The following is a 25,083-nucleotide window of genomic DNA, read 5'->3' as shown; positions in this document are numbered from 1 at the left end:
CCCTTGGGGGGCGCCGCGGCGCAAGCTGGGAGGACATGGTGATGACGCAACGCACGCGATCAGGAATCCGGTTGGCACTGGCGGTAGTGACGGCAGTCACCGTCGCGGGGGTGGCGGTCAGCTATCAGCCCGACGCTACGGCGGCCCAGAGCAACTTCGTCGGCGGCGACCCGACCCGGCCCGACTCGTCCGACATCCGGGCCGTGCGGCTCCGCTTCGAGGCGGGCGCGCGTTCGAACTGGCACAGCCATTCGAACTGGCAGATCATCATGGCCGAGGAAGGACGCGGACGGACCCAGGTCCGCGGTGAGGCGCTGCAGGAGTTGACCCCGGGAACCCCCGTCTACGCCGGACCCGGCGTGGTCCACTGGCACGGCGCCGCGCCGGATCAGTACATGGTGCAGCTCACGTTCGTCAGTGGCCAGACGGACTGGGAGGGTCCCGTTAGTGACGACGACTACCTGGGCCGGTAGAGTTACGGCCGCCGTCGGCGCGTGCGCGGTCGCGGCCCTCGTCGTGGCGGCCGGCTCCACCGTCGCCAGTGCGCAGGACGACGCCGCCCCCTCGGTCTGGGACGGCGTCTATTCCGCCGACCAGGCGAAGCGGGGACAGGCGTTGTACCGCGAGAGCTGCGCCCGCTGTCACGGCGAGGATCTTTCCGGCGCCAATGCGCGGCCGCTGGCGGGCGAGGCATTCATCCGCGACTGGGGCGGCCTGACCCTCGACAGCGTCCTCACGCGCGCCCGCACGATGCCGCCGGGCGGGGCCGGCAGCCTCGGCGAAGAAGGCTACCTCGCGATCATGGCCTACATCCTCGAAGTGAACGCCTTCCCCGTGGGCGCCGGGGATCTGACGATGGCGCACGCCGCGGACGTTCTGGTCCACGGCCCGGACGGTCCGGACGCCGTCCCCAACTTTGCCCTGGTGCAGGTGGTCGGCTGCCTTGCCCGGGATGCTGAAGACCGCGGGTGGATTGTCACCAGCGCGAGCGAGCCGATCCGGACGCGCGACCCGGAAGCCTCCAAGGACGACCTGCTCATGATCACGCAGGCGACACCGCTTGGCGACAATTCGTTTGAATTGATGTACGTCTTTCCCGATCCGGCCTCGTACCGCGGCCACCGGGTCGAGGCGAAGGGATTCCTGATCCGCCGTGAGGAACCAGGTGCCGTCGACGCCCTCAACGTCACCGTGGTGGCGAGCCTGGACGCAACCTGCCAGCCGTAGGCGCCTGCTCGCACGCCTATCGGGGCGCGCGTGCCCGTCGGGGCACGCGTGCTCGTCGGAACGCGGCGGCGTGGTTCTCCTCGGCGCCGTCGGACTGGCCGCTACCCTTGCCTGCGGCGGATCCTCCGGTCCCGAGGGTTCGTCCCCTACCGACGAGGCGTCCATACCGCCCGCGCAGCAAGCGCTGGCAGGGGCGTGGTCGCTGGCTCGAATCGAGCAACTCGGTGCGGGCGGCGAGCCGGTGGCGGCCCCGGTCGAAGGCCGTCTCGGATCCCTCGTCTACGACGCAACCGGCTACCTGGGCCTCACGATCCTGGGACCGGACGAGGCCGTCGCGCCGGCCGACGACGACGCCGATGAGGCGTCCACTCCGTCTATCGGTCACCTCTCGTACTTCGGGCGGTTCACCGTGGACGAGGCCGCGGGAGTCGTCACGCATCACGTGGCGGGGAACCTGCAACCGGGCGTTGGGGCCGCCGCCGAATACCGGCATCCCTACACGTTGAGCGAGGACAGCCTGACGCTGCGGTGGCCTCCCGCACCGGACGGATCGACGGCATCGCTGACCTGGGTGCGAGAGCCCGATCTTCCGGCCGAGAACCTGAGCGACGCCCACCGGCAACTGTTCGGGGCGTACCGGATCGAGTCGGTCTCCCGTCACACCACCGACGCCTACGAAGTGGACATCGATCAGTACGACGACGGCTACCTTTTCTACACACCCTCCGGGCAAATGTCGGTGCATCTGCTGGCGCCGGGCCGTGCGCCGTACGACGCCGATCAGCCGGCGGTCGACGAGACCCTTCTCCGGACCACGCACTACTTCGGCCCGTTCGTGCTGAATGAGGTTGCGGGATGCATAACCTGTCCCGGCCCGCGCGACCAGGGCTACCTGATCCATCATCCCGCCGGAAGTGCAGGATCTTCCCAGACGCCCCCGGCTGAGGTGCGGCGCTACTACGAGCTGACCGACACCGATCTCACGCTGCGGCCGCCCCGACACATGGACGAAGAGGGGCGCGAGGTCATCACGGCATTCCGCTGGGCGCGGCTACCGTAGAAGTTCCGCGCCAGCGGAACTTCCAGCACGCCGGTCCGGGAGCGCGAGCGCTATTCTTCCGCCGGCTCGACGCCGGCCGCGAGCATGACGCCGCGGATGGCGTCGGCGGTGACCGGGCTGCTCTGGATGTTCATGCCGATGTGGACGCCACGGACGATGTCGAGCGGCGTCCAGCCCTTGGCGTTCGGCTGATTCCAGACGTTGACGTCGGCGCCCGACTCGGCGAGCAGCTCGACGACCGACGGCAGGTGCTTGTAGGCGGCCCCGTGCATGACGGTCTCGCCGTTGTCATCGACGTCGTTCACGTTGCCGCCCAGCTCCAGCGCCACCTGGACCGCTTCGTACACCTCCGGCTCCGTGCCGGGATCCTCACCGGGAGCCGACGTGCCGACACCGGACGCCACCATGATCGGGGTCGTATTGTCCTCGTTCGGCAGGAGGGGATCGGCGCCCAGTTCGGCGAGCAGCCGCATCAGGTCCGCGTCGCCGGTCCGCGCGGCGAGCAGGAACGGCGTACCGCCGATGAAGTTGAGCCGCGTGATGCCGGCCGGCGGACGCCTCGTGACGAGCGCGTTCACGTCCGCACCCTCTTCCACCAGCTTCCGGACGAAGTCCAGGCTCGTTGTGTCTCCGGAGCCCTTCGGCGCCGGGTTGTTGCTGCCGGCGACGCCCGCCTTGCGCACCCACGACACCTGGTGCAGGGCGGTCCAGCCGCGCGGCGCGACGTTCACGTCCGCGCCGCGATCGATCAACAGCGCAGCCAGCTCGTAGTGCGCGTTCGCGGCCGCGAGCAGGAACGCGTTGAGGCCGGTGGCGGCGCGTTCCGCGCTGGTGCCGCCGCGGCGCGTCTCCTCCCGGACCGGCAGTGACTCCTCGACGTCGACGCCCGCTTCGAGCAACGTCTGAACCACGCCGATGTGCCCCTGCCGCACGGCGAACAGCAGCGGCGTCCAGCCCTTCTCGGAGCGCGCGCTCACGTCGGCGCCGTACGACAGCATCGTCGGGATGAGCCGCGAATGCCCCTCGGCCGCGGCCCACATCAGCGCCGTCTGCCCCCGCCACGTCTCGGTCGCGTTGACGTCCGCGCCCCGGTCCAGGAGCAGTTCCACGAGCTCGTGCGAACCAGTCCGCGCCGCGGTCATCAGCGCCGTCTCGCCTTCCGCCGCGGCGGTGTTCGGGTCAGCGCCCGCGTCGAGCAACTGCTCCGCGATCACCGCGTTGCCGTTGATGCTGGCAAGTGAAATGGGGCGCACGCCGTAGCGGTTGACGGCCGACGCATCGGCTCCGGCCTCGAGCAGCGACTCCACGATCGCCGACTCGTTGGTGTAGGCGGCCCAATGGAGCGGCGTCGTACCGTCCGCCTCCGCCGCCGTGACGTCGGCGCCGCGCGCGAGCGCCGCGCGGACGCCATCGACATCGACCGCCTTGATGGCGTCGATCAGGCCAGCGTCCGCTTCCGCCGCCTGTCCGGCGCCCGGAAGCGCAGCCAGACAGGCAACCGCCGCCAAGCCCGCGGCGGACCATCTGATCACTTCACGCAGGGTCTGCATCGGTGACTCCCCGGGGCGAGCACCGCGCACGCCCCCGTTGCGAGCGACATCCGAACCGTCGCGCGACCAGGTGATCAGAGCGAGAGCGGCTCCAACACCTCGCCGGCGTGGCCGGTGCTGTCGGCAAACTCCTCGAGCCGGACGCCCACGTCGTCGAGCAGCGTCAGGTGGAGGTTCGCCAGCGGCGTCATCTCGTCGTACTTGACGTGCTGCCCGCCCGCGATCTTCGACCCGGCGCCACGCGCGATCACGATCGGCAGGTCGCGGTGATCGTGGACGTTCGGGTTGCCCAGGCCGCTGCCGAGCAGGTACGTCGTGTGGTCGAGCAGCGTCCCGTCGCCGTCCTCGGTCGACTTCAGCTGATCCACCAGGTAGGCGAAGAGCGAGACGTGGTACTGGTTGATCTTTGCCAGCTTGGCCAGCTTCTCCGGATCGTCCGTGTGATGGGACACCGGGTGGTGCGGCTCCGGCACGCCGATCTGCGGGTAGGTCCGCGTGCTCGCCTCGCGCGCCATCTGGAACGTGATCACGCGGGTCAGGTCGGCGCGCAGCGCCAGCACCTGCAGGTCGTACATCAGCTTGACGTGCTCTTCCCACTCGTCGGGGACGCTCGTCGGCCGGTTCAGGTCGCTGAGCGGAGACTGCGCCGCCGCCGTCTCCGCGCGCTGGATGCGACGCTCCACTTCACGCACGGTGTCGAGATACTCGTCGACGCGAAGCTTGTCGCCTCCGCCGAGCTGCTTCTGCAGGCTCGCCATGTCGTCGAGCACCCAGTCGAGAATGCTCCGGTTCTGCCGAAGCTGGGCCTTGCGCTGCTCCGGCGTCCCGCCGTCCCCGAACAGCCGCTCGAAGACGATCCGCGGGTCCGCTTCGGTCGGATTCGGCGCGGTGGGCGACGCCCACGACAGGCTGTTCATGTAGACGCAGGCGTAGCCGTTGTCGCAGTTGCCCACCTGCGCAATGAGGTCGGTGCCGATTTCGAGCGACGGGAGCGGCGTGTCGCCACCAATCTGCTTGGCTGCGACCTGGTCGACCGAGATGCTGTTGACGTAGTCGCTGCCCTCGGTCCGCTTCGGCTTCACGCAGGTCAGGAACGACGAGTTCGCCGACGCGTGGTTCCCCGTGGTGTGCGCCTCGCTGATCTCCAGATTCGTCACTACCGTGATGTCATCGATGTGCGGCGCCAGCGGCGCGAGCGACTCGGAGAGTCCGGTCATCCGTCCCACTTCGGCTGGGATCCACGGATCCGGATGCTTCCCCATCGGCATGTAGACCACGCCGAAACGCCGGGGCGCGGCAGCGGCGGTCCTGGTCATCGCGGAGGCGGCCGGGACCATCGCGTCGAGCAGCGGCAGGGCCAGGGTGGCGCCAACGCCGCGCAGGAACGTCCGCCGGGGAAGCGCCATCTTCGTGATCATCATGACTGGGCTCTCCTCATCTGGAACGCAGGACTGTCAACAATACCAAGAATCAGGGACGAAAGGCGATAACCGTCCGCCTCCGCCGATCGGACGATGGCCCGGACGGCCGGCTGGTCGCCGGGATCGACGGAACGGCCGAGCGCATACGTGAGCAGCTTCTCCACCGCAACGCTGGCAAAGAGCTCGGGGCGCTCGAGCAGCGCGGCGCGAAGGCCGGCGACGCCATCGAAGTCTTCCCCGCCCGGCAGGCTGCCCGCGGCGTCGATCGGAGCGCCTCCCTCGGCGTCGCGCCAGCGCCCGATCGCGTCGAAGTTCTCCATCGAGAGGCCGGCCGGATCCATGATCTGGTGGCAGACCGCGCACTGCGGGTTCTGCCGGTGCGCCGCCATCTTCTCCCGCATGGAGACCACCCGCGTGTTGGACCGGGTCTCGTCGAGGGGCGGCACGTTCGGCGGCGGCGGCGGCGGCGGCGTGCCGAGCAGCGTCTCGAGGACCCACTTGCCGCGCAGCACCGGTGACGTGCGCGTGGCGTAGGAAGTGACCGTCAGGATACTTCCATGGCCCAGCAGGCCCGCGCGCGGGCTGCCCTCCGGCAAGTCGATTCGCCGGAAGTGGTCGCCGTAAATGCCGGGGAAGCCGTAGTGCCGCGCCACGCGCTCGTTGACGAACGTGTAGTCAGCCGTCAGCAGGTCGACAACGCTCCGGTTCTCCTGCAGAACGCTCTGGAAGAGCAGCTCGGTCTCGCGGCGGAAGCCTTGCCGCAGGTTGTCGTCGAAGTCGGGGAACAGCCGCGCGTCGGGCCGGACGGCGTCCAGGTTCCGGAGATGCAGCCACTGCCCCGCGAAGTTCGTGGTGAGCATCTCGGCGCGCGGATCGGCCAGCATGCGGCGGACCTGGGCGTGAAGGGTCTCGCGATCGCTCAACTGCCCCGTCTCGGCCGCCGCCAGGAGCTCCTCGTCAGGAACGCTGCTCCAGAGGAAGAACGACAGTCGCGACGCCAGCTCGAGGTCACTGACTCGGTACGGTGTCTCCGGGTCGACTCCGGCCGGATCACGCTCGATCCGGAACAGGAACTCCGGGCTGGCCAGCAGCGCGCGGAGCGCCCTCTCGACGCCTGCCTCGAAACCGTCCGACGCGTAACCCTCCTGATAGAACGAGACGAGCTGATCGAGATCGTTCACCGTAACGGGGCGCCGGTAGGCGCGGCGCGCGAGCGTCGCGATGATCGACGTGGCGCATTCCTCCGCCTCGGCCGCGTCGGCGGTCTCGGGGCGGCACGCGAAGATCCGGTCGCGGCTCGGCGTCTCTCCCACTCCCGTCGCATCGAACGGCCCGACGATCGAAATCGATCGGACGGCCGGCTGCTGGCGCGGGTGCCGGTCCATGTTGAACGCGGCGTCGTAGGGTTGCCGCGTCGTCTCCATCAGGGCCGAGTTCTTCTGGATGAACGCCGCCCCGACCTCGTGCGGCCCCGCCGTAACGGCCAGGCGCACGTTCAGGTGGTTGTCTATGCCGACGTCCGCGTAGTACGCCGCGTTCGCCTGCATCACCATGTTCTCGCTCGGGTGCATGGTGAAGAGGTCGAGCCGCACGCCGTCAAGCGTGATCTCCATGTCGTGGGGTTCGGTCAGGCCCTCGACGTTCTCGTTGCGGTTGCGCTGCAGCCGCACCTGAATCTCGTACTCCCCGTCCGCCGGGAACGTGTGGTCGACGATCGTGCCGCCGCGCGTTCCGAAAGGAAGACCGTCGACGTGCCGTTCCTGCGTCCGGTCGGGCGGGATTATCACCACGCGGCTGCCGGGCGCCGGCAGCCGACTCCCCACCGCCAGCTCGCTCACCTTCTGCGCGGCGGCGAGATAGCGTTCCATGAGCGTCGGCGACAGCCCGCCGGCGTTCACGTTGTCGAACCCGAACGTCACGTCGTCGCGCGGCAGGAGCGCCGTGACGTCGACGTCGAGATCAATCAGGTCACGGATGGCGTTCTGGTAATCGGTCCGGCTGAGCCGGCGGAACGTAGGCGTACGTCCCGGGTCGGGCGAAGCGTCGGCGGCGCGATCGAGCGCCCCCTCCAGGTAGCCGATCAGCCCGGCGTAACCGGCGGCGTCAGGCCGCGGGCGCGGCTGGGGCGGCATGGCGCCGGCGCGCAGCTTGCGGAGCACCGCCTCCCAGAGCGCCGGGTCCGTTTCCGGATTTACGACATCCACGCCTTCGAGCGAGAGATTGCCTGTCTGGAGCCGGTCGTTGTGGCAGGTCACGCAGTAGCGATCCAGAAGAGCCTGCTGCGTTTCCGGGTCCTGACCACCCCCCTGGGCGGAGGCGGTCCCGGCTGCGAGCGTGCCGAGCAGCACGAACGCGAAATATGCGGTCCAGCGCACTGGCCGACGACGCGTCGTCATGTTCCGGGCCCCTGGGGCTGAAGCCCCGTTTTTACGGCGGATCTGTTCCAGCACATTCTACACGTGACGTTACCTGTCCGCAACGCTGTGCTACGGTATTGGAGCCATCCGACAGGTCAGAAAATTGCGCCTACCAGGCTCAAGACTCCTGCTCTTCGCACCGGTGATCGCGGTCGCCGTCGGGGTGGCCGGCCCGGGGACCACCGGCATGTCAGCCCAGGCAGTGCAGGCGCCGCGCGCGGCCGGCGCCGAGACGGACGAACCGCATCCCGCCGCGCCGCTCATCGATCGTTACTGCGCCGGCTGCCACGGACCGCAGACCCAGACGGCAGGGCTCAACCTGACCTCGCTCGCCGGACAGCAGCCGCTCGTCCGCAACCGCGAGACGTGGACTCGCGTCATCGACGCGCTCGAGGTGGGCAAGATGCCGCCCGCCGGCGCGCCGCAGCCCACCGACGCCGACCGGGCGGCGCTGACTGCCCTGCTCACCGACTCGATTGACAACTTCGACTATTCGACGGTCGACAACCCCGGTTTCGAGCCGGTCCGCCGCCTGACCCACCGCGAGCTCGATCTCACGCTGCGCGATCTGCTGGGCGCCACCTTCCCGGTCACCGAGCGCTTCCCCGCGGAACTGACCGGCGCCAGCGGCTTCGACAACTCCGCGAACACGCTCTTCCTTGAGTCGACCCTGATGGAGCGCTACATCGCGGCGGCCGAACGCGTGGTCGAGCTGACGCTGCCGGACGCGCCGGCGACCGAGGCGGAGCGGCGCGCCCATGAACTGGTCTTCGTCGCCGAGCCCGGCGGCAGCGTGAGCGACGAGGAGGCGGCCGAGCAGGTGCTGCGCCGCTTCCTGGAGCGTGCCTGGCGGCGCCCCCCGACGGCGGAGGAACTGGAGCGGACTTTCGATCAGTACCGCGAAGCGCGCCGGTCGAACGCCGGGTTCGAGGTTTCGGTAAAGGCGGCGCTTCAGTCCGCCCTCATTTCTCCCAACTTCCTGCTCCGGATCGAGGCGCCGGCGCCGTCCGGCGCGGCCGGCGACGCCACCGGGCCGTACCGCATCAGCGACTGGGACCTCGCCTCGCGCCTCTCGTACTTCCTCTGGTCGTCCATGCCCGACGACGAGCTGCGCGACCTCGCCCGGCGCGGCGAGCTGCGCGACCCGGACGCGCTGGCCGGGCAGGTGGACCGGATGCTGGCGGACCCGCGCGCCGACGCCCTCGGCACCAGCTTCGCGGCGCAGTGGCTCGGCTTCCAGCACGTCGGCACGCGTATCTGGCTCGACCCTATCGACAACCCGTGGTGCACGGCCACGCTGATGACGGCGATGCGCGACGAATCGTCGATGTTCTTCATGTCGCTCATCCGCGACAACCGGCCGATCCGCACGCTGATCGACGCCGACTACACGTTCGTCAACCAGGAGCTGGCGACGACGCTCTACGGCATGGAGGGAATCACCGGCGACGAGATGCGGCGCGTCCCGGTGACCGACCCGAACCGCGGCGGCATCCTGGGCCACGGCAGCATCCTCGCGGTCACGTCGAACTACAAGGACACGAGTCCCGTGAAGCGGGGCCACTACATCCTGGACGTCCTGCTCGGCACGCCGCCCCCTCCCCCGCCGCCCGGAGCCGGCGTGCTCTCGGAAGACGTGGCCGATCTCCGCAAGCTCAGCTTCCGCGAGAAGCTGGAGATGCACTCGAGCAACGAGACCTGCCGCGCCTGCCACAGCCGGATCGATCCGATCGGCTTCAGCCTCGAGACCTTCGATTACTTCGGCCGGTGGCGCGACGCGTACCACTTCCGGGAACGGGTGGAGACCGAGGAAGAAGCGGACGAGATCCGCGTCGTCGAGGACACGAACGTCTTCGAGGAACGGCGCTTCTACCGGAACACCTACACGCCGATAAATACCGCCGGATCGCTGCCCGACGGCCCGTCGTTCGAAGGCCCCGTCGGATTGAAGCGCGCCCTGTTGGCGGAGCGTCACGACGATCTGGTCCGGCAGACGGCGTCGAAGATGCTCGCCTACGCCCTCGGCCGGCAGCTCGAGTACTACGACGAGCCGGCCGTCCGGAAGATCATCGCCGCGCTCGAAGCGGACGACTTCCGCTTCCGGACGCTGATCCACGAGATCGTCGCCAGCTACCCGTTCCAGTACAAGCGGCAGCCGGCGTCGCTGGCAAATTGACATCGGGGATACGATCGCAGCAACAGAAGAAACCCAGGCTCATGACGGCACGCCGCATTTTCCGACGGACCCTGCTGCGCGGACTCGGCGCGACGATCGCCCTGCCGTTGCTCGACGTGATGCGCCCGGTGGCCGCCGGGGCGGCCACGCAGGCGGCAGGCGCCGCGGCAAGCGCCCGGCGGCTGGCGTACCTCTACTTCCCGAACGGCATCGCGCGCGGGTCGTGGCATCCCGCGAAGATCGGCGCGGACGGCCGGCTGCTGCAGCTTAACGAGTGGATGAGCCCGCTCGAGCCGTTCAAGGATGACCTGATCATCCCCGAGAACGTCTGGACGCCGCTCGGCAACGGTCACGTCGGAGGCACCCCGACCTGGCTGACCGGGTTCGACTACGACCGGCAGGCGGTGAGCGCGGGAGGGATGTCGGTCGACCAGATCGTCGCGCGCCGCACCGGTCAGGAGACGCTGCTGCCCTCGCTGGAGCTTTCCACCAAGGGCGAGGGCTTCTTCTCGAACTCGCTGCCGCGCAACAGCATCTCCTGGTCCGCACCGGACCGGCCGCTGCCGCGCGAGGTGGAGCCGCGCGCCGTCTTCGACCGGATGTTCCGTCCGCCTTCCGGCGGCGCCACCAACCGCTCGGTAATGGATGCGGTGCTGGAGGATGCGAAGGCGCTGCGCCGAACCGCGAGCTCGACCGACCAGGTTCGCCTGGACGAGTACTTCGAGTCGATCCGCGCTCTGGAGCGCCGCATCGAGTTCTCCGAGGCGCGCAGCCAGGCCCTGAAGAGCGACCGCGCGCTGACCGACACGCTGGCGCCGCCCGAGCCGGGCATCCCGGCCGACCATCAGGAGTACGTCCGGCTGATGCTGGACCTGATGGTGGCGGCGTTCCAGTCGGATGCGACGCGCGTCGTCACGTTCATGCTCGACCATGGCCAGTCGAACCGCTACTTCAACTTCATCCCGGGGGTGACGGGAACCTGGCACGCCCTGTCGCACTACCGGAACGCCTCCGGCAAGACCGAGGATGACGACGGGGTCACGAGCTGGAGCTCGCCGGAGGAGAAGCAGCGGATGTACTCGGAAGTGGTCCGCTGGCACCACCGGCAGGTCGCCTACCTGCTCGGCCGCCTACGGTCGATCGAGGAGCCCGACGGCCGCTCCCTGCTCGACAACAGCATGATCGTCTACGGCGCCGCGCTGGGCGACGGGAACGAGCACGATCCGGAAGATCTCCCGACCCTGCTCGCGGGCCGCGGCGGAGGCACCATCGCGTCAGGCCGCGCCATCGGTTTCGCGGAGCAGACCGACCTCGCCAACCTGCACCTCTCGCTCCTGCACCGCATGGGCGTCGACACCGAACGCTTCGGCAACAGCTCCACGCCGATGCACGAGATCGACGCCTGATTCGCGGCTCGGCGGCTCGAATCAACCGGTTCTGGAGCGGGCTATCAGCCCACAACCGACCGGAGCAGTTGGAAGTCAGAGTCCGCGGATTCCATAAGAGCTCCGTGCCGCCTCGCACAAGCCGCGATCACTATGTCCGTGGAGGGAATAGTGATGCCGCTCCGACGTGCTCGGCGAGCAATCTCGTACGCATCACGCCACACCGAATCGTCAATCGCCAAAGTCGGCAAGACGCGCCTGAAGTCCTCCAGGGCACGCTTCTCCCGGGAGCCCCGCGCTCCATTCCACAACTCGAGCTGAACGATCGGACACCAGCATGCTTCGCCCGAACGCAGAGCTGCCTCAACCCGAGCGCGAACAACCGGATCGCCGTCGTCGCGGAGCAGGTGGATCCACGACGACGTGTCAACGAGGATCAACGGTCGTCATCCGCGGCGACGCTGCTCCTGCAGTTCGTCCACCGTGAAGAGGTCCGTACACGTTCCCGCGTGCTTCAATAGCTCCGCCATCCGGCGTCGCTGGTTGAAGTCCACGATGGCGGCCACGACGGCTTCCCGCTTGGTACGGGCCTGCGTAAACCGCATGGCATCTTTCAGTTCGTCTTGGGGAATATCTACGGTCGTTTTCATGCTTCCATCTCTATGGCGGGAAAATTCCCAACAAGGTGAGTATAGAATATCCGTACGCGTGCGTGAGCACCTACCATGAATAATGACCGCCGACCGCTTGAGGAATTGCTGAAGATCCTCCGGCGCATGCGTGCACAGCTCGCGGTTTCGCTGATGCAGCGAGCCTCGCTGGCGGCCGGCACCGATCGCCTGACCCGCGACGAGATCAACACGGAGATCGATGCAGCAAGAGAGGCTCGCCGCCAGCGGCCTGCCGGCGATGCCTACAAGGCGTAGCGAACGCCGGTGAGTTCCTCGGAGACGCTCCAGAGCCGCCCGGCGACCTCCTCGTCATGGCTCGCCGCCGTCGACTGGACGAGGACGGGGGGACCGGCATACTCGCTGCGGCTGGACGGGCCGTAGTAGTCGCCGCCGGCGACTTCGGGATCGGTCGCGGCGCGGACGGTCGGGAGTGCGCCCGACGAGGGCGGATGGGTCCTCCAACTGATGGCCAGCATGAAAAGGCCCATCAACCACCACGGGAAGTTCCGGCCTATGTCGGTCGGTGTGACACCCGGGTGGCAGGCGACGGCGATGGTGTCGGCGGCCGACGCCGCCAGCCGCCTCTGCAACTCATACGTGAACAGCAGGTTGGCGAGCTTGCTCATCGCGTAGCGGTCCATGCGGCCGTAGTGCCCTGAGGCGTCGAGATCGTCGAACGCGATACGGCCCGACCGGTGCGCGAGACTGCTCACCGTCACCACCCGGGCCCCCGGCGTTGCGAGCAGCTTCGGGAGCAGGTGCCCCGTCAGCGCGAAGTGGCCCAGGTGATTCACGCCGAACTGCGACTCGAAACCATCCGCCGTCAACGTCCTGCGAGGACACAGAATGCCCGCGTTGTTGATCAACCGGTCGAGACGCGGTTCCTTTGCGACCCGCTCCGCGGCGCGGCGCACCGAGGCGAGGATCCCAAGGTCCATTTCAACGAGATCCAGATCCGCCTCGGCGTGCGTGTCGCGGATCCGGGCCGCGGCCGCCTCACCCTTCGCGCGCGACCGGCAACCGAGCAGTACGCGGGCTCCCTTCGCCGCCAGCAGTTTCGCCGCCTCGAAGCCGATGCCGCCGGTGGCCCCGGTTATGAAGACCGCAGCGCCGGTCTGGTCGGGAACGCGGTCAGCCGTCCAGGAGCTCACCGTCATTTCCGGTACGCGGGTTGGATACCGCTGAACATCGGATAGTGCTTCACGTTGATGGTCATCAGCGCCGCGTCCTCTACGGTTGCGGTAGCCGCAACAATGGCGTCGGCCAGACCCACGCCGTGCGACCTGCCGTAGTCACGCTTGTAGAGCCCGCCGAGCCGCGCGATGCCGCTGCCGACGGGAATCACGCGGAACAGCGCCAGAAGCCTGTCCAGCGCGCTCTGCTCAGCGCCGTCCGCGCCGCCCCTCACGCCCGCGTAGAGCTCCGCGACATTGATCGTCGATACGACGATGCTCTCCGAGTTCACGGAAACCAGCGACATCGCCTCTTCGTAGCCGCGCAGGAAGTCGATCAGTACGTCCGTATCAACCAGGATCGGCCTTGACACCGCTCAGGACCGATCCCATTCACGGCGAAGTGCGTCGAGGTCAGGAAGGTCCGTTCGGCCGCGCCAGATCCCGGCTGCCTCCCGGAGGACCGCCTCGCGTCGGTGACGGCTCTTCTGCTCGATGAAGCGATCGAGAGCCTCGCGGATTACCTCGCTGCGACGCTTGCCGCTCCGGTTGGCGATGGTGGCGATCTCGGCGCGCTGGTCCTCGGTGAGGTAAATCTGCGTTCTTACCATGTCGGCATTCCAGACTGAGATATACACCAACAATATACACCATCCAGGCTGCTCGTCTTTACTTCTCGAGGCGCCTTCCTAGCGTCGCCCCGGTTCGTTCCGATAGAGTTGTGACGCATCATCCGGGAGGTAGCAATGGGTTGGATCCGCCCGTTTCACCGGAGCGCCGGCGTCGGCCTCCTTCTCGTCACCGGGGCCGTCGCCCTCGGACTTCATGCCGGCGTCACGGCGCAGAACCGCGCCGGCGCTTCCTCCCTGCGCGGTGTCCCGGCGCTCCCGCCGCCCGAGCGCCCGGTGGTGCTCTACACGGCCGAGCAGCCCCGCATCCGCGTGGTGCCGATCGTCACCGGCCTCGACCACCCGTGGGGCATGGCGTTCCGGCGCAATGGCGACATCCTGGTGACGGAGCGCGATCGCGGCACGCTGCGCGTCATCCGTAACGGGCAACTGCTCGACGATGACATTCCGGGAGTGCCGGAGGTGTTCACCGGCGTCCGGCTCGCGGGACTGATGGACGTCGTCGTCCACCCGGAGGACGACACGCTGGTCTATCTCACCTATTCCAAGGGTGAGGAGCGCGATGGCCGGCAGGGAGCGACCGTCGCGCTGGCCCGCGGCCGGCTCGATGCGGGGGCCGGCGCGCTGACCGAAGTGCGCGACATCTTCGTGGCGGACGGCTGGGGCGGCGGGATCGCGGCCTCGCGGCTGCACTGGGGGTCTGACAACAAGCTCTTCATGACGGTCGGAGGCGCGTTCGAGTTCGCCGGCACTGGCGAGTACGCGCAGGACGGCTCCACCCACTTCGGGAAGCTGCTCCGGCTGAACGACGACGGCACGGCTCCCGACGACAATCCGTTCGTCGGCCAGGCGGACTACCACCCCGAGATCTGGTCGATGGGCCACCGCAACCAGATCGGCCTCGCCTTCCATCCCGAGACGGGCGAACTCTGGGCCACCGAACATGGCGTCCAGGGAGGCGACGAAGCGAACATCATTCAGCCGGGCGGCAACTACGGCTGGCCGCTCGCCTCCTACAGCCGCACGTACGGCGGCCGGCCGATCACTGACACGCCGTGGAGCGCGGAGTTCACCGGGCCCGAGGTGATGTGGTGGCCGTCGATTGCCCCGTCGGGCCTGACGTTCTACACCGGCGAGCACTTCCCCGCCTGGCGCGGCAACCTCTTCGTCGGCTCGATGATGGTGGGCCGGATGCAGCACACAGGCCACCTGGAGCGGATCGTCTTCAACCGCCAGGGTCAGGAAATCCGCCGCGAGTGGCTGCTGATGGAGCTGAAGCAGCGGGTCCGCGACGTGCAGCAGGGACCGGATGGGTACCTCTACGTCCTGACCGAGGAGGACAACGGCGCCCTGCTCCGGATCGAGCCGGCGCGCGCCATCACCGAGGCGCCGGGCACCATCATTCCGGCGGTCCGGGCCGCCGAAGCGCGCGTCGCCCCACTCACCGATGACGAGCTGACCGATGCGCAGCGGGTCATCGTCGACCGCTACGCGGACCAGGGGCACTCGGAGAATGCGCTCCGCACGCTCGCGCGGATCCCGGCAATGGCCGATCGCGTCTTTCCCTTGCGAGATTACGTCGCCAACCGATCGACGCTCCCGGAACGGGACCGCGCCATCCTGATGCTGCGGACGGCCTGGCTGACCCAGAGCGGGAACATCTGGGCGAACGTCGCGCGCCGGGCCGCCGACGCCGGCCTGAGTCCGGAGGAAGTGCGGCGCGTCGCGCAGGGACCGGGCGACCAATGGAGCGAGTTCGAGGCAATCCTCGTCGGGCTGGCGGATCAACTGTTCCGGAACGCATCCGTCACCGACGGCACGTGGGAAGCGTTGGCCGCGCGCTATGACATCCCGCAGTTGATCGATGCCGTGATCACCGTGGGCGACACGGTGCAGGCCGCGATTCTGTACAACTCGCTTGGCATGCAGCCGGACGCCGACGCGCCGGACGACGCCCTCATGCCGACGAACGACGTCGGCTACAGCGTCGTCGTGCCGGATCCGGAGCCGCCCCTCACGACGCCCCGGATCGAGCCGCTGGACGGCGACGGCCTCCGCGTCTCGCGGACCTTCGCGCGCAGCCCCGACATGGTCGAGGCGCGCAGCCGGTATGCGCGCTACATCCTCGACCCGGAGCAGTCGCGCCTGACCCCGCACGATCGGGAGCTCGTGATCCTGCGGATGGGCTGGAACTCGGAGGCCGTCTACGAATGGGCGAAGCACGTGGGCAGCGTCGGCCGGGCGCGCGACCACGGGCTCGAACCCCTCTGGATTGCCCAGGGACGCGACCAGTCGGGCTGGAATGCGCACGAGCTCGCCCTGATCGATGCCGCCAACGAGATGTTCCGGGATTCGATGATCTCGGACGAGACGTGGGCCGCGCTGTCCGGGCAGTACGACACGCACCAGATGATGAGCGTGGCGGTGACCGCCGCGCGCTACCGGATGGTCTCACTGTCGCTCAACGCCTTCGGTGTGCAGCCGCTCGACGACGACGAGCGCTTCCCGGTTCTGGAGGGCTACTGACATGACACGCACGCTGACCGCCGCCGTTGCCGGGACCGCGCTGTTGCTTGCCGCCGCCGGGTGCGGCATGACCTCCGTCGACAGCCAGACGCGCCGCGCCATGACGACCGAGGAGGACTTCCTGCACGCGATGGAGCAGCTCTCCAACCACGGGCGCTGGGGCGAGGGCGATGGCCTGGGCGCCGCCAACTTCATCACGCCCGCCAAGCGGAAGGCGGCAGCCGCCCTGGTCACGGAGGGAATCAGCGTCTCCCTCGCGCACGACATCATTCAGGAGCCGGCCCTCGAGGGCCAGTGGTACCTCGACCGCCAGGTCGTGAATGTCAGCGAGACCGGAGCATCGGACCGGCTCCAGTACACGGGCACCTACCACGGCGTCATCCACAGCCACCTCGATTCGGTCGCCTGCCACGTCATGTTCGAGGGCGTGGGCTACAACGGCATCACCGCCGAGGACGTCAAGGCGGCCGATGGCTGCCCGCAGGGAAGCATCCACGAGCTGCGTGACGGGATCTTCACCCGCGGCGTGCTGTTCGACGCGACGCTGCTCCCCGGTCTCGACGAGGACGGCAACGGCTGGGTGGAACCGGGCACGGCGATCCGCTACGCCGACCTGGAGGAGCTGGAGCGGATCCAGGGCGTCACCGTCGAGGAAGGCGACGTCATCCTGCTGCACACCGGACGGTGGGCGCGCCGCGCCGCGCTCGGGCCATGGGATCCCAACGAGGAGGGAGTCGCCGGTTACCATGCCGACGTCGCCTACTTCCTGAAGGACCGCGGCGTGTCGTTCATCGGCGCCGACATGTGGAACGACGCTTTCCCGCACGAGTTCTCGGATGCGGTCCGGCTGCCCATCCACCGCCTCGCGCTCGTTTCGCTCGGCGTCAGCATCTTCGACAACCTCGATCTCGACGGCGTGGCCGCCACCGCGCGCGAGCTGGGCCGCTACGAGTTCCTCTTCACCGCGGCGCCGCTCCGGATCGAGAAAGGGATGGGCTCGCCGCTCAACCCGATCGCGACGTTCTAGGAATCCGCGGTGCACGTGAAAACGACGACACTGGCGCTCGCCGCGGCCATCGCGATTGCGGTCCCGCCGCCCGCCGACGCACAGTGGTTCCGTGACGGCGTCCGCGCCCCGGATCAATCCTGGAGCAAGTCCGAGGGCAACTTCGGCGCGATGCTGCTCCTGTCGAACGAACCGGACGAGTTCCTCGACAATTGGGTGCAACGGACGCCAGGGGTCCGGATCAGCACCACGCGAATCGCCCGCCGCGGCGAACCGCTCGCGCCGTTCATCCTCTTCATCGGCTGTCAGGAGGACGATCGGGGCGGATGCCATGCCCGTTTCGATCTCGAAGTGATCAAGCCGGACGGAACGACGCTGTTCCGCACTCCGGATCTGGAGCTGTGGGAGCGGAAGCCGACACCGGCCGAGGGGACGCTCGGGCTCGCCGTCGGCTACGCGGAGATTGAGGTCGGCGACGACGACCCGCTCGGCCGCTACCTGGTCCGCGCCGTCGTGCGCGAGGAAGTGGCCGGGATCACACTCACGCTCGAGCAGGAAATCGAGCTCTTCGGAACCGTCACCACGGTCATCGGTGACGGAACGCCGGGGCTCTCCGAAACGCAGGTGAACAACCCGTACGGCGTCGTCATCGGTCCGGACGGCCTCCTCTACTTCTGCGATCTCGACAACCAGCTCATCCGGCGGCTCGATCTCGCGACCGGCGCGACCGAGACGATCGCGGGGAACGGCGAGCGCGGCTACGGTGGCGACGGCGGTCCCGCCACCGACGCCATGCTGAACATGCCGCACGAGATCCAGTTCGATGCGCGCGGCGACCTCTACATCGTCGAGCGCGACAACCACGCGGTCCGCAAAGTAGACATGCAAACCGGCGTCATCACCACCGTCGCCGGCACCGGCGAGGCGGGCTTCTCGGGCGACGGCGGGCCGGCCAACCAGGCGCTGCTGCGAGCCCCGCACAGCATCGTCTTCACGCCGGACGGCCAACTCCTGATCTGCGACATCGGCAACCACCGGATCCGCCGGGTCGATCCCGCGACCGGCGTGATCGAGACCTGGGCCGGCACCGGCGAGCGCGAGCCGACCCCGGACGGCGCCCCGCTGGCCGGGACGCCGCTCAACGGTCCGCGGGCGATGGCGCTCGATCCGGACGGCAACCTCTATCTGGCCCTGCGCGAGGGGAACGCCATCTACCGGATCGATCTGGCCGCCGAGACCATCCACCATGTCGCCGGCACCGGCGAGCAGGGCTACACCGGTGACGGCGGACCGGCCCGCGAGGCGACGCTGGCCGGCCCCAAGGGCCTGGCCTACGCGGCCGGCGGCACCCTCTATATCGCCGATACCGAGAACCACGTCATCCGCCGGCTCAACGTCACGACGGGCGTCATCTCCACCGCGATCGGCACCGGCGAGCGGGGCGACGGGCCGGAGCCGGAACCGCGCCGGTGCCGGATGAACCGCCCGCACGGCATCTGGACCGACGAGGCCGGCGCCCTCTACGTCGGCGACAGCGAAGCGCACCGGATCCGGATCCTCAGGTAGGGCTCCACGCGCCGCCCCACCCGACCTTCCGCGCCGCCCGGAAGCCTTCGCGGTCGCGCCGCGCGACAACAGTGGTCCGCAGTCCGTCGCGCTCGCACAGGTGGAGTCTGACGTGTCCCTTCTCGATGCGTGGCCGGCGCAGCACGCGCGCCGCGCACGGGTCCGCCGCCTCCCGCGTGAGCGCGACGTACGCGTACTTCTCGTCCTCGTAGCCGAGCGATGCCCCCTTGAGCCGCCGCTGCACCGCCGAGCGGTTCAGCCGCGCGCCGAAGTGGCACCAGTCGCCGGCCGGAAGCGGACAGTCCGCGCCGTGCGGGCAGGGCGCCGCGACCATTGCGCCACGCGCCAGCAGTTGCTCGCGTGCGGAAAGGACGCGCGCCGTGCCGGCCGGCGTGCCCGGTTCGACGATCACCAGCGCACCGGCCGTGACGTCCCACGCCGCATCGACCGTTTCCGCGCGACGCTCCTCCGGGAGTTCGCCCAGCACGTAGCCGAAGAGCACGAGATCGTGGGCGCCCAGGGCGCCAAGCTGCGTCTTGGCGCCGCGCGCACCGAGGTCGAGGGTCCGCCATGTGGACCGGACCTGCCGAGCCACCGTCGATCCCTCCAGCAGACGCTCCCCGAGATGTCCCATCGCAGCGTCACGATCGACATGCGTCGCGGCCTCCAGCCCTTCGCACGTCTCCCAGGTCGACCAGAGCGCCGTCCCCGGTCCCGAGCCCAGGTCCAGCAGGCTGCGCGGATCGAAGCCGGGCGCACGGCGGCACAGCTCGGCGAGGACGGCGCGCATCGCAGCGAACGTAGCGGGCGCGCGGACCGCGGCATAGGCCAGCCGGTCGATGTCTTCGGCCATGGCCGCACCGGCGCCGCCATCCCGATACGCGCCCGTCAGGCGGCCAGCCGCCCGCTGCAGCGCCGCCATCGGCACGCCCTGCAGCAGCCGGTCGATCGCACCGCGCAGTGCCATCGAGAGGTCGCGGGAAGCATCCGTCATGGTCTGGCCGCGACGACTATACTGAGGAGGGAGGCACCGTGAGCAGTCCCGTTCCGAAACGGGGCCCCGACGACCTGGCGATCGTGTTGACCGGCGGCGGGGCCCGCGCCGCCTACCAGGTCGGCTTCCTGCACTGGATCGCGCGGGCGTTTCCGGAGATCCACTTCCCGATCGTCACCGGCGTCTCGGCCGGCGCGATCAACGCCGCCTGCCTTGCGGCCAGCCGCGGCACCCACGCCGAGACGATCGCCGGGCTTCACGAACGCTGGCGGCGCCTGACCGTCGACGAAGTCTTCCGGACGGACCGCGGATCGCTTGCCGGCCATGTCGCGCGATGGGCGGGCCGACTGCTCGGCGGCGGCGCCAGGTTCTCGCGGCCCGTGCGCGGCCTGCTCGACGCCTCGCCACTACGCGGTACGCTCGACGGCCTCCTCGAGCTGGAGCCGGACGGGACTATCGGGGGCCTTCGCGAGAACATCGCCGACGGGAGGCTCTGGGCTCTCGCCCTGATCACCAGTCACTACGCCAGCGGCCAGTCGGTCATCTGGACCCAGGGGCGCGACCTTCCGGAATGGCGCCGCCCGGAACGGCGGAGCCGCAATACGCGCCTCAACGTCGAACACGTCCTCGCGTCGGCCGCCCTGCCCTTCTTCTTCCCCGCCATCCGTCTCGACGATGGCTGGCATGGCGACGGCGGGATCCGCCTCACGGACCCCTTCTCACCCGCGCTCCGTTTCGGGGCGAACCGGATCCTGGCGATTTCCACCCGATTCACGGGATCCAGCCCATCCGAGGAGACGCCCGACGGCTCGCCCTATCCCCCGCCGCTCCAGATCGGCGGCCAGCTCATGAACGCGATCTTCCTGGACGACCTCGACCGCGACGCGCGGGAGCTGCAGCGCGTGAACCGCCTGCTGCGCGAACTCCCACCCGAGAAGCGGCGCGGCCTGCGCGAGGTCGACCTGCTCGTCGTGCGCCCTTCCGCCGACGTCGGCCGGCTGTCGGCGAAGTTCGAGCCCGTGCTCCCCAAGACCTTCCGATACCTGCTGCGCGGGCTCGGCTCGCGGGAGGTCCGCTCGCCCGACCTGCTGAGCCTGCTGGCGTTCCACCCGGAGTACCTGGAGCAACTCCTCGAACTGGGTGAACGCGACGCCGCCGCGCACGCCAACGAGTTGCGGGCCTTGCTGGGCGCCGGCGCCGGAGCCCCCGCGCCGGCCGATGCCGTCTGCGCGACGACGGCGTGAGCGCCCGGCTACGCGCGACCCGTCACAAGTCTTTCTCGCCCAGGTGCGGGCCGCAGGTTCAGCCCACGAGGCGCAGGAAGGCGACCACGATGCCAGCGACGGCGATCCCTGTCCCGACGGTCCACTTGATCAACCGCAGCTCAAGCGCTGCAAGACGGGCGTCCAGCATGTCAGGCGTCATGTGATCACCCTGTTCGGCGGCTTGGCGAACGGCGGTCAACCCAGGACTTCATCGATCAACGATGCTAACGCGGCTGCATCCAGCCCCCCGTCCGGCTCGTCGCGAGTCTCGATCAGTGTTCCTTCCAAGCCTCCGCCGTCCTCATGAGGCCCGATCCCGCACTCCACGTACTCCGCGCGCTTCCTTTCCCATCGGGTTCTGTACGTCGGATCGTGGAGCATGCCGAGATGCTCCCAGTAGAAGGTCACCCCCCGTGCGTGATCCGCGATCGTGAAATCAGGATAGCGGGTGCGACCATTGGGCAGTACGAGAGGCTGCTCGTAGGCGTAGTCGATCCCGCGGGCGTAAAGCTTGTCGGCGATTACCACCTCCGACTTCGAACGTACGAGGTCACCGCGCTCGGTTCGATGAATGAGCCCCTCTTCGAGGAAGCGTTGCTGGGTGTTAACGGTTACTTCGCACGGCAATGGATCCACAAAAAGGTTCGTCATGCGCCGTGCGATCTCCGAGTGCTCGTCGCCTGCATAGTGGCGATACTCGACAAGCGGGCCCTGGTGCAGGATGACCAGCCGGTCCTGATGGCGGGTCAGCGCCGTGTACAAGAGCTCCCGGGATAGCAGCCAGCAAGGGTTGGTGAGCACGACCAAGGTGACGCCGAACTCGCTGCCTTGGGTCTTGTGCACAGTGAGGCAGTAGGCCAGCTCGAGTGGATTTCGGCCTTCGTCGCCGAACTCGCCTGGGTAGAACCCGTACTTGGGGCCGAGTTGCCCCGCGAACTCGACCTCGAGCTTCCAGGGCATGCCCTTGAACTTGCTCTTCTTGCCCTTGTACTGTCCGACGACGATGCCGATGTCGCCGTTGGCGAGGTAGGCCTCGCCGTCGGGCTTCGGCCAGACGTCGCGTCGGCGTTGGTTGATGACGTTGATGACCTTGTCGCCGTACAGGAGCGTCTGCCGGCCGATGGGACGCGGCACCTTGCGGCTCCAGCCCTCCGCCTCGGCAAGCTCGCGCACCTTCGCCCGGAACCGCGCCTGGACCATGCGGTTCAGCGCGTCCACGCCCACGAGCCCGGCGCGCACGGGCGAGAGCATCTGCCACATTTCTGCCCGCTTGGCTGCCCCCGGCTTGTCACCGAAACGGTTCCAGAAGAAGGCCCATGGGATGTCCCCGTGCCGCGCGCCGCCCAGGGATTCCTCGAAGCCCAGTTCGTCGTCGGGTCCGGCGAGTTCGAGCGCCTCGACGAGTTCCGCGACGAGCTTCTCCTGAAGCTCCTGCGGGTGGTCCCACCGGATGCGACGAAGGCGTCCGTCCTTCACTTCCTCAGTCTCGTCCAGCAGGGCGTCCGCTCCGGGGTCGAGCGGCCGGCCGCTGAAGTGCGATGCCAGAAGCAGGTCGGCCCGGGCCTCCCCCTGCTGGCGTCGCGGGATCGTGAGCTCGGCATAGCCCGGCCTGCAACGCAAGGGGAGCGTTTCGACGTTCTCGGGTTCGAGCTCCCGAACGATGTCCACGAACGGACGACCGGCCCCTATCGGCGGGAGCTGGCGCGGGTCCCCGACGAGCACGAGCCGCTCGACGTTGCTGAGCGAGTCGATCAGCGCCGCGAGTTGCTCGTCGGTCAGCATCGAGCACTCGTCCACGATCACCGTCCGGTAGTCGCCACAGCGAGGCGCCCTGGGTTTGGGAAAGTAGGCGCCGGTCGCCCCATCGTAGCGCTGCTGCCGGATGAGGAACTGCGCGAGCGTCTGCCCGGCACCACGCATCTTGGTTTGCTCCTCCAGGCGCACACGGGCCTTGCCCGTGGGTGCGAGGAGAAGCAGCCCTTTCTCGGCGAGAGCGGGCAGCGCGCACAGCATCCGCAACAGGGTCGTCTTGCCCGTGCCGGCGGGGCCGATCAGCACGGAGAGCCGCGACCGAAAGAGCTGCTCAAGCGCCGCCGCCTTCTCACGCCGCGCCCGCTCCTCCAACTCGCGCTCTTCCGGATCGGGAGGCAGCGCCTCGTCGATTCCCGCGTCCACGCGGCCGCGCCAGTCGAACTCGGCCACGTGCGGCCTGCCCTTCTTTCGGCCGAGTACCTCGCGGCGGATGATCCTGCGGCATTCGCTGAGCCGGTCCACTTGGTAGGCAGGCTCGCCCGCACGGGTCACCGCCCCCGCGACGACCGGCGTGAAGCTCTCCTGGCAGGCATCGAGCACATTCTCGCCGAGCGGGCACGGGGGCTGGAGCGAGCGCTCCCGCGCCCTGCGGATGACCCAGCTCCGGGGAAGCAACGTGTGCCCTTCATTCGCCGCCTCCTCGAGCAGATCCACGACCAATGCGCGCACGCGCCGAGGGTCCGCCGGATCCTCAATAAGGCTCGGTTCCGGCACGGGGAACTCTTCCCGCACTGCCTCGTCCGGGAACAGGCCCCGGTCCACCGCGCCGAAGGCGATCGGGGCGACGGCGCGGCGGTCGCGCTCGAAAAGCAGGTACGGATTGCGCAGCAGCTCCGCGTCGGTCGCTTCGATACTTGCCTCCATCCGCGCCGTGGTGTCGTACATACGGAACGCCTGATCCTCCGAGACAGCACAGCGGCCGAGGAGCCAGAGCAGGGCTCGACGATCGTCAGCGAGGCGCTTCCAACCCTTGCGCAGTCCGTCCGTGAGGAGCTTCGCCAAGGGCCCGCCGAGCTTGGCGGGATTGTCCATCACGGTGTCCACGAGCGACCACGGATCGCCACCGCCTTCGCGCTCGCGCAGCAGTTCGATCTCGTAGGCGAGCAGGCTTCCGTGCTGGAAACCCCACTCGTAGCCGAACGCGGAGAGCGCCGAGCCGAGGCCGGGGAACGCGCCCCGCGCCTTCCACAGGCGGTTGAGCTGCGTGTCGATCCAGGCGAGCGCCTGTTCCCACGGTCCCTCAATACGACCGCGGATCCGGTGCAGCGCCGCGGCACAGGCCACAAGGGAGGCCACAGCGCCATCGTGGCTCAACAGCTCCGAGCCATAGGAGTAGGCGTCGAAGTGCTCGTCGGGAGCGAAGGCCACGAACTCCTCTGGGGCGACGCCCTCGCTCTCTGCGAGCGCCAGTGCCTCCCGGTAGGGAAAGAGGAAGCCGTCCGCGAATCCAGGCCGGACCGAATGGCCTACGTTGCGTTCCCAGAGCACGCAACGAAGCGACGGGTTCTGGCCCCTGTGCGCATACTCGGTGGCTTCGCCCACGGAAAGCACGCGGCCCACGCCGACGATCACGCGCCGCGACTGCTCGGAGAGCGGGGTGCGCTTGGCGTAGAAGAAGCAGAGGGACTCATTCGGCCGGAGCCCACTGAAGAAGGTGTCGAGCAGAGCAAGTTGGTTCTCGCGCTCCTGAACCCAATCCGTCTCGATCTGCTTGCCCTGGTGATTGCGGATGTCGGGCTCGCGGTCTGGTACCCAGCCAATCTTCAGACGCTCGGCGAGCCCGATCTCGCCATCCTTCGCGTTCCCCTCGACCTTCTCGCGCAGCATCCAGCGGTAGGGCACGCAGGCAGCGGAGTACGCAGGTTGTACGAAGCGCGTGGGTGCGAAGTGGCCGTGGGTCTCCGGGAATAACTCCGTGTACGGGTGCGTGATTGTCCGTGTGAGCGCGAACGGCGCCATGATCGAAACGCGTTCACTCACACAGGGCGGGAGATCGGCGGGGCCAAGCTCATCAAGCCTTTGGCCGGCGCAACGTGCTTCCACTTCGTCGCGCCGCCCCTCGCCGATGCGGGGCAGAATGAGGCAGCTCGTGTTGTCGAGGGGGCGGGCACAAACGCTTCCCGTCCAACCTCCGTCGTGCCACGGGACACGGACGGTGACGTGATGGAGCGGCAAGCGGCGGGCGTCAGCAGAAACGGCATTCATC

Annotated in this window: 20 protein-coding genes; 10 read left to right on the top strand and 10 right to left on the bottom strand. The window is 68.7% G+C overall.

The genetic code is table 11. From position 1 onward, the window contains the following. Nucleotides 1–35 precede the first annotated feature (35 nt). From F4Y45_18130 to F4Y45_18120, 3 genes are read left to right on the top strand one after another with little or no spacing between them, the layout of a single operon-like run. A complete protein-coding gene (locus tag F4Y45_18130; GenBank protein MXY26425.1) occupies nucleotides 36–473 on the top strand; it encodes a cupin domain-containing protein in 438 nt (145 codons plus the stop codon). Then, entirely contained in the window at nucleotides 448–1,227 is a 780-nt protein-coding gene (locus tag F4Y45_18125) for a cytochrome c (protein MXY26424.1), read from the top strand. Before F4Y45_18130 ends, F4Y45_18125 begins: the two co-directional genes overlap by 26 nt. Then, on the top strand, nucleotides 1,154–2,287 hold the full coding sequence (locus tag F4Y45_18120; GenBank protein MXY26423.1) for a lipocalin-like domain-containing protein: 1,134 nt from the start codon (nucleotides 1,154–1,156) through the stop codon (nucleotides 2,285–2,287). The genes F4Y45_18125 and F4Y45_18120 overlap by 74 nt, the downstream gene beginning before the upstream one ends. Nucleotides 2,288–2,337: 50 nt before the next feature. On the opposite strand, the gene F4Y45_18115 is transcribed toward F4Y45_18120, so the two are convergent. From F4Y45_18115 to F4Y45_18105, 3 genes are all read right to left on the bottom strand, one after another. Next, on the bottom strand, nucleotides 2,338–3,837 hold the full coding sequence (locus F4Y45_18115) for a hypothetical protein (GenBank protein ID MXY26422.1): 1,500 nt from the start codon (nucleotides 3,835–3,837) through the stop codon (nucleotides 2,338–2,340). A 74-nt stretch (nucleotides 3,838–3,911) separates the two neighbouring features. Next, a complete protein-coding gene (locus tag F4Y45_18110) occupies nucleotides 3,912–5,258 on the bottom strand; it encodes a DUF1552 domain-containing protein (GenBank protein MXY26421.1) in 1,347 nt (448 codons plus the stop codon). Beyond that, nucleotides 5,255–7,654, bottom strand: a complete 2,400-nt coding sequence (locus tag F4Y45_18105) for a DUF1592 domain-containing protein (protein MXY26420.1) — start codon at nucleotides 7,652–7,654, stop codon at nucleotides 5,255–5,257. The genes F4Y45_18110 and F4Y45_18105 overlap by 4 nt, the downstream gene beginning before the upstream one ends. Nucleotides 7,655–7,862: 208 nt before the next feature. On the opposite strand from F4Y45_18105, the gene F4Y45_18100 reads away from it, so the two are divergent. Next, a complete protein-coding gene (locus F4Y45_18100) occupies nucleotides 7,863–9,851 on the top strand; it encodes a DUF1592 domain-containing protein (protein MXY26419.1) in 1,989 nt (662 codons plus the stop codon). Nucleotides 9,852–9,892: 41 nt separating this feature from the next. Continuing rightward, nucleotides 9,893–11,257 (top strand): DUF1552 domain-containing protein, encoded by a 1,365-nt coding sequence (locus tag F4Y45_18095; protein ID MXY26418.1) that lies wholly within the window; start codon nucleotides 9,893–9,895, stop codon nucleotides 11,255–11,257. 44 nt (nucleotides 11,258–11,301) lie between these two features. Here F4Y45_18095 and F4Y45_18090 read toward each other — a convergent pair whose 3' ends face one another. Together F4Y45_18090 and F4Y45_18085 are read right to left on the bottom strand one after the other, a co-directional pair. Then, nucleotides 11,302–11,676 (bottom strand): PIN domain nuclease, encoded by a 375-nt coding sequence (locus F4Y45_18090; GenBank protein MXY26417.1) that lies wholly within the window; start codon nucleotides 11,674–11,676, stop codon nucleotides 11,302–11,304. Nucleotides 11,677–11,682: 6 nt separating this feature from the next. Next, nucleotides 11,683–11,886, bottom strand: coding sequence for a DUF2191 domain-containing protein (locus F4Y45_18085; GenBank protein MXY26416.1), 204 nt, complete (start codon nucleotides 11,884–11,886; stop codon nucleotides 11,683–11,685). Nucleotides 11,887–11,961: 75 nt separating this feature from the next. Here F4Y45_18085 and F4Y45_18080 point away from each other — a divergent pair, with 75 nt between their 5' ends. Then, complete coding sequence (locus tag F4Y45_18080; protein MXY26415.1) at nucleotides 11,962–12,162, top strand: hypothetical protein; 201 nt, start codon at nucleotides 11,962–11,964, stop codon at nucleotides 12,160–12,162. On the opposite strand, the gene F4Y45_18075 is transcribed toward F4Y45_18080, so the two are convergent. The 3 genes from F4Y45_18075 to F4Y45_18065 are packed head-to-tail and all read right to left on the bottom strand — an operon-like array spanning nucleotide 12,150 to nucleotide 13,690. Next, nucleotides 12,150–13,064 carry an SDR family NAD(P)-dependent oxidoreductase gene (locus F4Y45_18075; protein MXY26414.1) on the bottom strand — a complete coding sequence of 305 codons (915 nt, stop codon included), beginning with the start codon at nucleotides 13,062–13,064 and terminating at the stop codon, nucleotides 12,150–12,152. The two genes, F4Y45_18080 and F4Y45_18075, sit on opposite strands and share 13 nt — an antisense overlap. Continuing rightward, nucleotides 13,061–13,453 carry a type II toxin-antitoxin system VapC family toxin gene (locus F4Y45_18070; protein ID MXY26413.1) on the bottom strand — a complete coding sequence of 131 codons (393 nt, stop codon included), beginning with the start codon at nucleotides 13,451–13,453 and terminating at the stop codon, nucleotides 13,061–13,063. Before F4Y45_18070 ends, F4Y45_18075 begins: the two co-directional genes overlap by 4 nt. Before the next feature lie 3 nt (nucleotides 13,454–13,456). Then, on the bottom strand, nucleotides 13,457–13,690 hold the full coding sequence (locus F4Y45_18065) for a ribbon-helix-helix protein, CopG family (GenBank protein MXY26412.1): 234 nt from the start codon (nucleotides 13,688–13,690) through the stop codon (nucleotides 13,457–13,459). Nucleotides 13,691–13,825: 135 nt separating this feature from the next. On the opposite strand from F4Y45_18065, the gene F4Y45_18060 reads away from it, so the two are divergent. The 3 genes from F4Y45_18060 to F4Y45_18050 are packed head-to-tail and all read left to right on the top strand — an operon-like array spanning nucleotide 13,826 to nucleotide 18,806. Further along, nucleotides 13,826–16,234 carry a hypothetical protein gene (locus F4Y45_18060; protein ID MXY26411.1) on the top strand — a complete coding sequence of 803 codons (2,409 nt, stop codon included), beginning with the start codon at nucleotides 13,826–13,828 and terminating at the stop codon, nucleotides 16,232–16,234. A 1-nt stretch (nucleotide 16,235) separates the two neighbouring features. Continuing rightward, entirely contained in the window at nucleotides 16,236–17,261 is a 1,026-nt protein-coding gene (locus F4Y45_18055) for a cyclase family protein (protein ID MXY26410.1), read from the top strand. Nucleotides 17,262–17,270: 9 nt separating this feature from the next. Beyond that, nucleotides 17,271–18,806 (top strand): hypothetical protein, encoded by a 1,536-nt coding sequence (locus tag F4Y45_18050; protein ID MXY26409.1) that lies wholly within the window; start codon nucleotides 17,271–17,273, stop codon nucleotides 18,804–18,806. On the opposite strand, the gene F4Y45_18045 is transcribed toward F4Y45_18050, so the two are convergent. Continuing rightward, entirely contained in the window at nucleotides 18,799–19,800 is a 1,002-nt protein-coding gene (locus F4Y45_18045) for a hypothetical protein (GenBank protein ID MXY26408.1), read from the bottom strand. The genes F4Y45_18050 and F4Y45_18045 overlap by 8 nt on opposite strands. 38 nt (nucleotides 19,801–19,838) lie before the next feature. Here F4Y45_18045 and F4Y45_18040 point away from each other — a divergent pair, with 38 nt between their 5' ends. Further along, nucleotides 19,839–21,044 carry a patatin gene (locus F4Y45_18040; protein ID MXY26407.1) on the top strand — a complete coding sequence of 402 codons (1,206 nt, stop codon included), beginning with the start codon at nucleotides 19,839–19,841 and terminating at the stop codon, nucleotides 21,042–21,044. Between the two features lie 216 nt (nucleotides 21,045–21,260). Here F4Y45_18040 and F4Y45_18035 read toward each other — a convergent pair whose 3' ends face one another. After that, entirely contained in the window at nucleotides 21,261–25,082 is a 3,822-nt protein-coding gene (locus tag F4Y45_18035; GenBank protein MXY26406.1) for an AAA family ATPase, read from the bottom strand. Nucleotide 25,083: the final 1 nt, after the last annotated feature.

Source organism: Acidobacteriota bacterium (assembly GCA_009838525.1).
Lineage (GTDB): Bacteria > Acidobacteriota > Vicinamibacteria > Vicinamibacterales > UBA8438 > VXRJ01.
This window is presented reverse-complemented; position numbering and strand designations above follow the sequence as displayed.